13 protein-coding genes are annotated in these 12,146 nt (G+C 63.7%); all 13 read left to right on the top strand.

Annotated features, from left to right (window positions below):
- The first annotated feature begins 15 nt into the window (after window positions 1–15).
- The 13 genes from CDV46_RS16300 (at window position 16) to nudB (ending at window position 12,143) form a co-directional block, all read left to right on the top strand.
- Complete coding sequence (locus CDV46_RS16300; protein ID WP_058377409.1) at window positions 16–459, top strand: HIT family protein; 444 nt, start codon at window positions 16–18, stop codon at window positions 457–459.
- A gap of 82 nt (window positions 460–541) precedes the next feature.
- A complete protein-coding gene (locus tag CDV46_RS16295; protein ID WP_058377410.1) occupies window positions 542–958 on the top strand; it encodes a gamma-butyrobetaine hydroxylase-like domain-containing protein in 417 nt (138 codons plus the stop codon).
- A 47-nt stretch (window positions 959–1,005) separates the two neighbouring features.
- Window positions 1,006–1,740: a bifunctional demethylmenaquinone methyltransferase/2-methoxy-6-polyprenyl-1,4-benzoquinol methylase UbiE gene (gene ubiE / locus CDV46_RS16290; RefSeq protein WP_058377411.1), complete on the top strand. Its 735-nt coding sequence runs from the start codon at window positions 1,006–1,008 to the stop codon at window positions 1,738–1,740.
- Window positions 1,741–1,983: 243 nt separating this feature from the next.
- Window positions 1,984–2,970 (top strand): Tim44 domain-containing protein, encoded by a 987-nt coding sequence (locus CDV46_RS16285; protein ID WP_087690701.1) that lies wholly within the window; start codon window positions 1,984–1,986, stop codon window positions 2,968–2,970.
- Window positions 2,971–3,137: 167 nt separating this feature from the next.
- Complete coding sequence (locus tag CDV46_RS16280; protein WP_087690699.1) at window positions 3,138–3,749, top strand: ubiquinone biosynthesis accessory factor UbiJ; 612 nt, start codon at window positions 3,138–3,140, stop codon at window positions 3,747–3,749.
- A gap of 3 nt (window positions 3,750–3,752) precedes the next feature.
- Window positions 3,753–5,315 (top strand): ubiquinone biosynthesis regulatory protein kinase UbiB, encoded by a 1,563-nt coding sequence (gene ubiB, locus CDV46_RS16275; protein ID WP_058377412.1) that lies wholly within the window; start codon window positions 3,753–3,755, stop codon window positions 5,313–5,315.
- On the top strand, window positions 5,305–6,000 hold the full coding sequence (locus tag CDV46_RS16270) for a methyltransferase domain-containing protein (RefSeq protein ID WP_087723635.1): 696 nt from the start codon (window positions 5,305–5,307) through the stop codon (window positions 5,998–6,000). The genes ubiB and CDV46_RS16270 overlap by 11 nt, the downstream gene beginning before the upstream one ends.
- 387 nt (window positions 6,001–6,387) lie before the next feature.
- Window positions 6,388–7,833, top strand: coding sequence for a sodium:solute symporter family protein (locus tag CDV46_RS16265; RefSeq protein WP_087723633.1), 1,446 nt, complete (start codon window positions 6,388–6,390; stop codon window positions 7,831–7,833).
- Window positions 7,834–8,046: 213 nt separating this feature from the next.
- Complete coding sequence (locus CDV46_RS16260) at window positions 8,047–8,427, top strand: FmdB family zinc ribbon protein (protein WP_087723631.1); 381 nt, start codon at window positions 8,047–8,049, stop codon at window positions 8,425–8,427.
- A 143-nt stretch (window positions 8,428–8,570) separates the two neighbouring features.
- Window positions 8,571–9,215, top strand: a complete 645-nt coding sequence (locus CDV46_RS16255; RefSeq protein ID WP_058377416.1) for a DUF502 domain-containing protein — start codon at window positions 8,571–8,573, stop codon at window positions 9,213–9,215.
- Between the two features lie 47 nt (window positions 9,216–9,262).
- A complete protein-coding gene (gene aspS, locus CDV46_RS16250) occupies window positions 9,263–11,065 on the top strand; it encodes an aspartate--tRNA ligase (protein ID WP_058377417.1) in 1,803 nt (600 codons plus the stop codon).
- Window positions 11,066–11,171: 106 nt separating this feature from the next.
- Entirely contained in the window at window positions 11,172–11,543 is a 372-nt protein-coding gene (locus tag CDV46_RS16245) for an NUDIX domain-containing protein (protein WP_087723629.1), read from the top strand.
- 138 nt (window positions 11,544–11,681) lie between these two features.
- On the top strand, window positions 11,682–12,143 hold the full coding sequence (nudB, locus tag CDV46_RS16240) for a dihydroneopterin triphosphate diphosphatase (RefSeq protein ID WP_087723627.1): 462 nt from the start codon (window positions 11,682–11,684) through the stop codon (window positions 12,141–12,143).
- Window positions 12,144–12,146 lie beyond the last annotated feature (3 nt).

Here is a 12,146-nt window from a genome sequence, read left to right as displayed (position 1 = left end):
TCAAGGGAGAACATCATGGATTGTCCGTTTTGCGCAGGTGACGGCGGCGACGTCGTGTGGCGCGACCCGGTGCTGCGGGTGGTGCTGGCGAACGAAGCCGGTTATCCGGGCTTCGCGCGCGTGGTGTGGGGTGCGCACGTGGCCGAGATGAGCGACTTGCCCGAGGCGGCGCGCGAACACGTCATGCGGGCGGTGTTTGCGGTCGAGACGGCGCAGCGCACGGTGATGTCGCCGCACAAGGTCAATGTGGCGAGTCTGGGCAACATGGTGCCGCACGTGCACTGGCATGTGATTCCCCGGTATCAGGACGATATCCACTTCCCGGGCTCGGTCTGGAGCGCGCCGCAGCGCGAGGTGGCGCCGGCGGTGCTCGCCGAGCGGGCTGCGTGGCTGCCGGCGTTGCGCGAAGCGATCGTGGCAGAATTGAGCCGCATGCCGGTTTGGCCGGCGTCCGCCTGAGCGCGTGGCCGCCAATCCCCTGAGCAGCTATACTTCCGGCCGGTGTGCGCGGCACATCGACTGAATTTCTGGAGTGACACACATGGCAGGGCTGGAGAAAGACACGCCGATTCCTGTTTCCCTCACGCTGCATCGCGTCTCGCGTGTGCTCGAGCTGGGATATGAAGACGGCAAACACTACCGGCTGCCGTTCGAACTTCTGCGCGTACTCTCGCCGTCGGCGGAAGTGCGCGGCCACGGCCCGGGGCAGGAAACGCTCCAGACCGGCAAGCGCGAGGTCGAACTGAACGGCCTTGAGCCGATCGGCAACTACGCGGTGCGCCCCGTCTTCTCGGACGGCCACGACACCGGCATCTATTCCTGGGACTTCCTCTACGAGCTGTGCGTGCGTCAGGACGCGCTGTGGCAGGAGTATCTCGACAAGCTGGCAGCCGCAGGCGTCGATCGCGACACGCCGATGCCGTCGCCCGCCAGCGGCCACGGCTGCCACCACCACTGATGCACCGGCGGCGCTGCGTGCGCCGCTTTCATGAATTGGAGATTGCGATGGGTGAACAGACCCACTTCGGTTACGAGACCGTCGACGAGAAGGAAAAGGCCGGCAAAGTCGCCGAAGTGTTCCATTCGGTAGCGAGCAAGTACGACGTCATGAACGATCTGATGTCGGGCGGCCTGCACCGCATCTGGAAAGCGTTCACTATTGGCCGCGCCGCCGTGCGCCCCGGTTTCAAGGTGCTCGACATTGCCGGCGGCACGGGCGATCTGTCGAAGGCGTTTGCCCGTCAGGCCGGTCCGACCGGCGAAGTCTGGCTCACGGACATCAACGAATCGATGCTGCGCGTGGGCCGCGATCGCCTGCTGGACGCCGGTATTGTTACGCCTGCGCTGCTGTGCGACGCCGAGAAGCTGCCGTTCCCGTCGAACTATTTCGATGTGGTGACCGTAGCGTTCGGACTGCGCAACATGACGCACAAGGACGCCGCACTGGCGGAAATGCGCCGCGTGATCAAGCCGGGCGGCAAGGTCATGGTGCTGGAGTTCTCGAAGGTGTGGCAGCCGCTCGAGAAGGCGTACGACACGTATTCCTTCAAAGTACTGCCGTGGCTCGGCTCGCGCATCGCGGGCGACGCGGAGAGCTACCGCTATCTGGCCGAGTCGATTCGCATGCACCCGGATCAGGAGACGCTGAAGTCGATGATGGAAGACGTCGGTCTGGAGCGGGTGGAGTACCACAACCTCACCGCCGGCGTAGTCGCGCTGCACATCGGCCGCAAGTTCTGATGCACTGAGCGGATGCGCCGAGAATAAGCACTCACTTACTTGATGCGGCGCAGCGCCCCGGTTGGTGGAAAAATTCCACACCGGGGCGTTTCTCTAAGTACAGGCTAATTTTGCTGTGGCAGAATCAGCCGTCGCGTTATCCCGTTTCAGTACGTAAAAAAGATGCTGAACCAATCCGATAAACGCCTGTCAGTAAACAGCACCTTATAACTCCACGGAGAGACCAGAGCGATGTTCCAGTTCATGAAAAACAAGCTGTTGTTGGGCGTAGTGGCCGGCGTTTTGGCGGTCGGCATGACGATCGCAGACGCTGACGCCAAGCGCGTTGGCGGCGGCCGGAGCGTCGGCAAGCAGTCCAACACCGTGACGCAGCGTCAGGCGACGCCGCAACAACCGGCCCAAAGCCCGAACGCCGCACCGAACCAAGCCGCACCGGCCGCTGCCGGCGCAGGCGCCGCAGGGGCCGCCGCCGCTGCCAAGCCGGCCAACCGCTGGCTTGGCCCGATCGCCGGTCTGGCCGCCGGTCTGGGTATCGCAGCCCTGTTGTCGCACTTCGGCATGGGTGGCGCGTTCGCCAGCATGATGGCCAACGTCATCATCATCGCGTTGATCGCCTTTGCTGTCCTGTGGGTCATCCGTCGCTTCCGCGGCAACAAGTCGCAGTCGCAGACCCCGGCCTACGCCGGTGCCAATGCGGGCAACGACGCGTCGAACAACACCCTGCGCCAGTCGTGGGATAGCCAGCAACCGGCTCAACAACCGTCAGCTTCGACTTCGTCGACGCAACCGGCGCTGTCCGCCGTCCCGGCCGCTGCCGGTGTTGCGGGTGCCGCAGCCGCTGCGGCAGGCCCGTTCGGCGTGCCGGCAGGCTTCGATGTCGAAGGCTTCCTGCGCAGCTCGAAGGTGTACTTCAACCGTCTGCAAGCCGCCTGGGACAAGGGCGATCAAGCCGACATCAACGAGTTCACCACGCCGCAGATGTTCGCGGAAATCAAGATGGACCTCGAAGAGCGCGGCAAGTCGACCAACCGTACCGACGTGGTTCAACTCGACGCCGAACTGCTCGGCATCGAGCAAACGACGAGCGAGTACATGGCCAGCGTGCGTTTCTCGGGTCTGATCCGTGAGACGGAAGGCGCTGCCGCCGAGCCGTTCAACGAAGTCTGGAACCTGACCAAGCCGGTGACCGGCAATGCGGGTTGGGTACTGGCCGGGATTCAACAGCTCTAAGCAGGCGCTGGGCCAGCATTAAGCTCCCGCCGTTTTTGCCGTAACCTGCCTTACAATAAGAGCCCGCGTTTGAAGCGCGGGCTCTTTTGTTTTTGCCGCCCGGCGATGTATGCCGGGCGACGTCTTTCGGTGCGACCGGTGTTCTGCGCCGGTCGGCCGCCAAGCTCATGACCGTAGCCGCCAAAGCCTTTGCCGCCACCGTGAATCACTTGCTCGCCCGCGAACCGTGGGCGCGCGAACGCCTGCGCCAACACATCGGCGCCTCCGCCCGGCTGGCGATGTCTCCGTTCGACCTGCGTTTGCAGGTGGGCGACGACGGCTATCTCGCCGCCTTCGAGGCCGACACCCCTTGCGACGTCAGCATCGCCGTGCCCCCGTCGGCACTGGCCGACTTTGCGGGCGGTGGTCAGGCCGCTGTCATGCGCCACGTCAAGATCGAGGGCGACGCCGAATTCGCCAATACGGTGTCCTATCTTGCCCAGCACCTGCGCTGGGAGGCCGCCGAAGACCTGAGCCGCGTGATCGGTGATGCCGCCGCCCATCGGGTGACGGAAACCGGCAAGGCTGCCGTGGCCGGCGCACGCCGCACGGGTGCGACGCTGGCGCGCTCGCTGACCGATTACCTCGTGGAAGAAAACCCATTGCTTGTGGCGCGTCCACGGCTGGACACCATGCGCGACGAGATCGGCACGCTGCGCGACGATCTGGCGCGACTCGAAAAGCGACTCGAGAAACTTGAGCGCCAGCCCGGCGTGCCGCGTTCCACCGGAGGCCGCTGACCGATGCGACTTCTGCGCCTCATCAAGATTCTGTTCGTCTGCTATCGCTACGGCCTCGACGAGCTGGTGCTCTCCAGCATTCCCCATCCCTTCGCACGCACGTTCATGCGCGTGCTGTCGTTCGGCCGCAGCGGGCTGAAGGCACCGCGCGGCGAGCGTCTGCGTCTGGCGCTGGAAGCGCTTGGACCGATTTTCGTGAAATTCGGACAGGTGCTCTCGACGCGCCGTGACCTGATGCCGCCCGACATCGCGCAGGAACTGGCGCGCTTGCAGGATCAGGTGCCCCCGTTCGATCCGGAGCTGGCCCGTGCGGCGATCGAGAAATCGCTGGGCCGCCCGCTGGAAGAAGTGTTCGTGGAGTTCGAGCGCTCGCCGGTAGCCAGCGCATCGATTGCTCAGGTTCACTTCGCGCGTATTCGCGAAGGCCAGCATGCGGGCAAGGAAGTTGCCGTCAAGGTGCTGCGCCCGAACATGCTCGGCGTGATCGACAGCGATCTCGCTCTCCTGCGCGATCTGGCGGGTTGGGTTGAACGGCTCTGGCCGGACGGCAAGCGCCTGAAGCCGCGCGAAGTGGTGGCCGAGTTCGACAAGTATCTGCACGACGAGCTCGACCTGATGCGCGAGGCCGCGAACGCGGCGCAGTTGCGTCGCAATTTCATCGATTCGGGCATGTTGATGGTGCCCGAGATGTATTGGGAATTCAGCACCAGCACGGTGCTCGTGATGGAGCGCATGCGCGGTGTGCCGATCAGCCAGATCGATGTGCTGCGCGAGGCAGGCGTCGATCTGAAGAAACTGGCGCGCGAAGGCGTCGAGATCTTCTTCACACAGTTTCTGCGCGACGGGTTCTTCCACGCGGACATGCACCCGGGCAATATTCTCGTGAGTCTCGATCCGGCCACGTTCGGGCGTTATATCGCGCTGGACTGCGGCATCGTCGGCGCGCTGTCCGAGTTCGACAAGAACTATCTGGCGCAGAACTTCCTCGCGTTTTTCCGTCGCGACTATCACCGGGTGGCGTCGCTGCATCTGGAGTCGGGGTGGGTGCCGTCCGACACGCGCGTCGAGGAACTGGAGGGGGCGATTCGCGCTGTCTGCGAGCCGTACTTCGACCGCCCGCTGAAGGAAATCTCGCTGGGGCTCGTGCTGATGCGCCTGTTCCAGACGTCGCGCCGCTTCAACGTGGAAATTCAGCCGCAACTCGTGTTGCTGCAAAAGACGCTGCTCAATATCGAAGGGCTGGGGCGTCAGCTCGATCCGGATCTCGATCTGTGGAAGACGGCCAAGCCGTTCCTGGAGCGCTGGATGGCCGAGCAGATCGGCCCGCGTGGCTGGCTGGAACGGCTGAAGTCCGAAGCGCCGCAGTGGAGCAAGACCCTGCCGCAACTGCCGCGATTGATTCATCAGGCGCTCGCTGCCCATGCCCGTCCGCAGGACGACACGGTGCTGCTCGCGCTGCTTCAGGAGCAACGCCGCACCAACCGCCTGCTGACCGGCGCGTTCTGTCTGGTGGGCGGTGTCGTCATCGGGGTGCTTGCGGCGTTCATGTGGATCTATGGCGGATAAATCTCAGCAGCATCAAGGCGGGCAGGGCGGAGAGGGCGCGTCGAGTCCTGCGAACGTTGCCCCCGGTGCGCCGGCCTCAGTTGCACCCGCATTCGCGCACCGTGATTCGTCGCGTGCCGAGTTCTGGAATGAACGCTTCGAGAAGGCGTTCATGCCTTGGGACGCTGCCGGCGTGCCGCGCGCGCTACGCGAGTTTGTCGCCAGCGAGGCCGCGCCTCAGGCGACGCTGATTCCCGGCTGCGGGGCCGCCTACGAAGCCGCATGGCTCGATGGTCAGGGCTGGCCGGTGCGTGCTATCGATTTTTCGCCGGTCGCAGTCGAGCAGGCCAAGGCGCTGCTGGGCTCGCGCGCTGAACTGGTCGATGAGGCTGACTTCTTCGCCTATACGCCGCCGTTCACGATCGACGTGATTTACGAGCGCGCGTTTCTCTGCGCATTGCCGCGCACGCTCTGGCAGGACTACGCCCGCCGGGTGGCGCAATTGCTGCCGAGCGGCGCCCGTCTGGCAGGTTTCTTCTTCCTGCGCGAAACCCCCAAGGGACCGCCGTTCGGCATTGCGCCCGAGGCGCTCGACGCCCTGTTGGCGCAGGATTTCGTCTGCGAAGTCGATCATCCCGTCGATGCGGCAGATTCGGTGCCGGTGTTCGCCGGGGCTGAACACTGGATGGTCTGGCGGCGGCGCTGAGCCGCTGAGGCGCCCGCCCAGCGTGTGCCGCGATGGCACGGTGCCACTGGCGCGAGACGCTCAGGAGCACGCAAGACTGAGGCCTGCGCCCACTGTTTCCCGAAATCTGCAACGTCCGGCACCGGGATTTGTGATTTTTTCCCCGCGCGTGTCCCGCGCCGCTATAATCGGCCCAAATTTTTTCGCCAGGTGGCAAAAACGGGCGCCCCCGAGCGCTGAACAGCATCAGCCCCGTCATGCTCGACCTGAATTTCTGTTGCCCGGAAGGCTGCGGCCCGCGGCACGGTTTCGTTAGTTCGCGTATGCGGCCGCCGGCGGCCGGATCACGCCCCGCACACTGACGCTGCCGCCGCTACCGTCGCCCTGGGGCTTGGCTGGGGCCGCGTTATGCTGATCTGGTTTGTCATTTTGTATTGGGTCATTTCGGTGGCCATCGGGCTGCTGGCCGCCCTCAAGGTCCGCAATACCAAAGATTTCACCGTTGCCGGGCGCCGCCTGCCGTATGGCATGGTCATCGCCGTGGTGTTTGCCACGTGGTTCGGTTCGGAAGCCGTGCTCGGCATCCCGGCCACGTTCATCGGCGACGGCCTGCGCGGCATTGTGGCCGACCCGTTCGGCTCGTCGATGTGTCTGGTGCTCGTCGGCGTGTTCTTCGCCCGCAAGCTGTATCGCATGAACCTCATGACGATCGGCGATTTCTACAAGCTCAAATACAACCGCACCGTCGAAGTCGTGACGAGTATCGCCATCGTGATCTCGTACCTCGGCTGGGTGGGTGCGCAGATCAAGGCACTGGGCCTCGTGTTCCATACGGTCTCGGGCGGCGCGATGTCAGAGCCCACGGGCATGATCATCGGCGCGGTGTCAGTGCTCGCATACACGCTGCTCGGCGGCATGATTTCGGTCGCCGTCACCGACTTCATCCAGATGATCATCATCGTGGTCGGTCTGGTTTACATCGCCGTGGAAGTCTCGGGCATGGTGCCGGGCGGCGCGACGGCCGTGATCGCCCATGCGGCCGATGCCGGCAAGTTCGTGTTCCTGCCCGCGATGAATCCCGCCGACGTGCTGGCGTTTATCGCGGCGGGCGTGACCATGATGTTCGGCTCGATACCGCAGCAGGACGTGTTCCAGCGCGTGATGTCGTCCAAGACGGAGAACATCGCGGTCGCAGGCTCCATCACCGGTGGCGTGCTGTACTTCTTCTTTACGTTCATCCCGATTTTCCTCGCCTACTCCGCGTTGCTGATCGCCCCGTCGATGGTGCAGAAGTACATCGGCACCGATCCGCAACAGATCCTGCCGCAGTTGGTGCTCACCAGCGTGCCGATCGTGGCGCAGGTGATGTTCTTCGGGGCGCTGCTGTCCGCCATCAAGAGCTGCGCGTCGGCCACGCTGCTGGCCCCGTCGGTGACGTTTGCCGAGAACATCATTCGCCCGATGCTGCGCGGCCCGATCGACGACAAGCACCTGCTGCGCCTGATGCGCATCGTGGTGCTGTGCTTCACCGCGCTGGTGCTGGTGTATGCGCTGAATTCGAAGGCGTCGATCTTCCAGATGGTCGAGAGTGCCTATAAGGTCACGCTGGTGTGCTGTTTCGTGCCGCTGGCATTCGGCCTGTACTGGAAGCGGTCGAGCTCGCTGGGCGGCACGCTTGCCGTGTTCAGCGGTCTGGCCGTCTGGATCGGCTGCGAAGTCCTGGCGCCCGAGGCACTCGTGCCGCCGCAACTGGCTGGCCTGCTGGCCTCGATTACGGGCATGGTCGTGGGTTCGCTGCTGCAACCGGCCTCCGAGCGCGGTCAGCCGCCGAGCCAAGAGGTGTCGACGATCTGAGCCATCTGCGCCGCGAGCGTGGCGACTGTGTGAGCGCTCGCTTTTACGCGAGATGCCGTTCCACGTCGCTGTGGGGCAGAAACGTCAAATACGGTGACGCGAGACCTTGATCTTGCGTCACCGCATGCCCATATATCTCCGGACAAATCCCGAAAGCCTTGTGAAGCGGTTATAATTCAAGGCTTTGCGCGCCTTTTCCCGTCGGAAAGAATCATGCCTATCTACGCCTATCGTTGCGAAACATGCGGTTTCGCGAAAGATGTGCTGCAAAAAATGAGCGATGCCCCGCTCTCCCAGTGCCCGGAATGCGGCAAGGAAACGTTTCGCAAGCAGGTGACTGCGGCGGGCTTCCAGCTCAAGGGTTCGGGATGGTATGTCACGGACTTCCGGGGCGGTTCGGGCGGCGCAAGTGCACCGGCTTCCGGCGCGGCGGCGTCGACGGCAGCGGCCTCGTCGGGCGATAGCGCTTCGGCATCGTCGGCATCGTCGGGCGGCTCGGACGCATCGGCAGGTTCGTCGGCTTCGTCCGCTTCGGACGGCGCGTCGTCGAGCGCCCCGGCGGCCAGTTGCGGTGGCGGCTGCGCTTGTCATTAAGTGTTGGCAGCATGACCCGTATTGCCCGAATTACCTGTATTGCCTGAATTGCAAGATTAAGCAGAACGACGCGTCCGGCCCGGCGGCCTGGCGCGTGATTGACCCCGCTGACCCAGTAGCCGCCGACATTCGCGAGTCCTGCCATGAGCGTCAAAAAACCCGCGTTGAAGACGATTTTCCTCACCGGCCTGCTGGTGCTGGTGCCGCTCGCCATCACGTTGTGGGTGCTGGGCCTGATCATCGGCACGATGGATCAGACCTTGCTGCTGCTGCCTGATGACTGGCAGCCGTCGCACCTGATCGGCATGCGCGTGCCGGGCTTTGGCGTGGTGGTCACCCTTGCGTTCGTGTTCGTCGTCGGCCTTCTGGCGCATAATTTCATTGGCCAGAAGCTGGTCGGCTGGTGGGAAGCCGTGCTCACGCGCATTCCCGTGGTCGGACCGCTGTACGGCAGCGTCAAGCAGGTGTCCGATACATTGCTCTCGAGCAATGGCAACGCGTTTCGCAAGGCGTTGCTCGTGCGTTATCCGCACGCGGATTCCTGGACCATCGCCTTCCTGACCGGCGCGCCGGGCGGCGACGTGGTCAATCACTTGCAGGGCGAGTATGTGAGCGTTTATGTCCCGACGACGCCGAACCCCACGTCAGGTTTCTTCCTGATGATGCGGGCGAGCGACGTGGTCGAGCTCGACATGACGGTCGATGCCGCCCTCAAGTACATCGTATCGATGGGCGTGGTGGCGCCCGCCCACAACCCGCGCCAGCAGCGTCCCGGCCCGCTCCTGTGAGCCACCGGTGACTCCCGGCGTCATTTTTTGAAAATCGGAACAGCAAAATGTCCATGCGTACCTCCTACTGCGGTCTGGTGACCGAGCAACAACTGGGCCAAACGGTCAAGCTTTGTGGCTGGGTCAATCGCCGCCGTGATCACGGCGGGGTCATCTTCATCGACCTGCGCGATCGCGAAGGTCTGGTGCAGGTCGTGTGCGATCCGGACCGCGCAGAGATGTTCAAGGCCGCCGAAGGCCTGCGCAACGAGTTCTGCGTGCAAATTACCGGTCTGGTACGCGCCCGTCCGGCAGGCACGGAAAACGCCAACCTGACGAGCGGCAAGATCGAAGTGCTGTGCCACGAGCTGCAAGTGCTCAACCCGTCGGTCACGCCCCCGTTCCCGCTCGACGACGAAAACCTGTCGGAAACGACGCGCCTCACGCACCGCGTGCTGGACCTGCGCCGCCCGCAGATGCAATACAACCTGCGCCTGCGTTACAAGGTGGCGATGGAAGTGCGCAAGTATCTGGACGCGCAAGGCTTCATCGACATCGAAACCCCGATGCTCACCAAGAGCACCCCGGAAGGCGCGCGCGACTATCTGGTGCCGTCGCGTGTGAACCCGGGCATGTTCTTCGCGCTGCCGCAGTCGCCGCAGCTCTTCAAGCAGTTGCTGATGGTGGCCGGCTTCGACCGCTACTACCAGATCACCAAGTGCTTCCGCGACGAAGACCTGCGCGCTGACCGTCAGCCGGAATTCACGCAGATCGACTGCGAAACCTCGTTCCTGTCGGAGCAAGAGATTCGCGACCTGTTCGAGAACATGATTCGTCACGTGTTCAAGGAAGCGATCAACGTCGAGTTCGACGCCAAGGTGCCGGTCATGCAGTACTCGGAAGCGATGCGCCGCTTCGGTTCGGACAAGCCGGACCTGCGCGTGAAGCTCGAATTCACCGAGTTGACCGACGTGATGGGCGACGTGGACTTCAAGGTGTTCTCGGTGCCTGCCACGACCGAAGGCGGCCGTGTGGTGGCCCTGCGCGTGCCGGGTGGTTCGGAAATTTCGCGTAGCGAGATCGACGCTTACACCGACTTCGTGAAGATTTACGGTGCGAAGGGTCTGGCCTGGATCAAGGTCAACGAAGTGGCCAAGGGTCGCGACGGCCTGCAAAGCCCGATCGTGAAGAACCTGCACGACGCAGCCATCGCCTCGATTCTCGAGCGCACCGGCGCGCAAGACGGCGACATCATCTTCTTCGGTGCCGACAAGGAAAAGGTCGTCAACGACGGTATCGGCGCGCTGCGTCTGAAGATCGGTCACTCGGAATTCGGCAAGAGCCACGGCCTGTTCGAAGCTGGCTGGCGCCCGCTGTGGGTCGTCGACTTCCCGATGTTCGAATACGACGAAGAAGACGCCCGCTGGGTGGCCTGCCATCACCCGTTCACGAGCCCGAAGGACGAGCACATCGACTATCTCGAGACCGACCCGGGCAAGTGCCTGGCGAAGGCCTACGACATGGTGCTCAACGGCTGGGAAATCGGTGGCGGTTCGGTCCGTATCTTCCAAGAGGAAGTGCAGAGCAAGGTGTTCCGTGCGCTCAAGCTGGGCGAGGAAGAAGCCCGTGCGAAGTTCGGCTTCCTGCTCGACGCGCTGCAATACGGCGCGCCGCCGCATGGCGGTATCGCCTTCGGTCTGGACCGCGTCATCACGATGATGGCCGGTGCCGATTCGATTCGCGACGTGATCGCCTTCCCGAAGACGCAACGCGCACAGGATCTGCTCACGCAAGCCCCGTCGCCGGTCGACGAGCGCCAGCTGCGCGACCTGCACATCCGCCTGCGTCAGTCGGAAGCGCCGAAGGCCTAACGCATCTCGCGGGCGTGCCGCTCGTGATGAAACGTTCGAACCCCCTCTGCCGCAAGGCGAGGGGGTTTTTGTTTATGCGCTGGGAATACCGAGGGAGGGCAAGTCGATGATAGTGAGTGCGAAGGCGATCATTCGCCGCAACGACACGGTGCTGTTCGCGCGCAATCCGCGCAACGAGTGGGAGCTGCCGGGTGGCCAGCCCGAACCCGGTGAATCGCTGGAAGACGCAGTGCGCCGCGAAGTGCTGGAAGAATGCGGCTGGCAGATCGCGCAGGTGACCTACCACGGCAGTGCGTCGTTCGAAGTGATTCCCGGACGGCATGTGATGCTGGTCTTCTACGTTTGCGAGCGGGATGCGGGCGATCTCACGCCATTGGTCACGAGTGACGAGCATACGATGTTCGGCTGGATCGACGTCGACGGGCCGCGCCCCGACGATCTGCCGCAGTGCTACTGGGACGCGGTCACGCGCGCATAAGCATTGACTCGCTTCGCTGTCCGATTGCCTGCGATCTTTGCCCATCCTGCGAGCCGAACGCCGAATTGCCGTCATTGCCCATTACAATGACTCACCAGCGCGACGCACCGGCGCAGCTTTCCCTCGCTCACCCCCTGCATGAAGCCCTTCAAGATTCCTGAATCCGTGCTCGTCGTCATCTACACGCCGGCGCTCGATGTGTTGTTGATCGAGCGGGCCGATGCCGACAATTTCTGGCAGTCGGTAACCGGCAGCAAAGATCGCCTCGACGAGCCGCTGATCGAGACGGCCACGCGTGAAGTGTTTGAGGAAACGGGTATTCGCGTGGGGGACGGCGGCCTGCCCGCCAGCGCGCTGACCGACTGGCAGCACCAGATTCAATACAACATCTACCCGCGTTGGGCGCATCGCTATGCCCCGGACGTCACGCGCAATACCGAACACTGGTTCGGCCTGTGTGTCCCGGCGAACACCCCGGTGACGCTGGCCCCGCGTGAGCATGTCGCTTACGAATGGTTGCCTTGGGAAGCCGCCGCAGCGCGCTGTTTTTCGCCATCGAACGGCGACGCGATCCGGCAGTTACCCACGCGCGTGCGCTGACGC

Source organism: Pandoraea sp. PE-S2T-3 (assembly GCF_002179965.1).
Classification (GTDB): domain Bacteria; phylum Pseudomonadota; class Gammaproteobacteria; order Burkholderiales; family Burkholderiaceae; genus Pandoraea.
The sequence above is the reverse complement of the archived record's forward strand: the minus strand, read 5'-3'. Positions and strand labels throughout refer to the sequence as shown.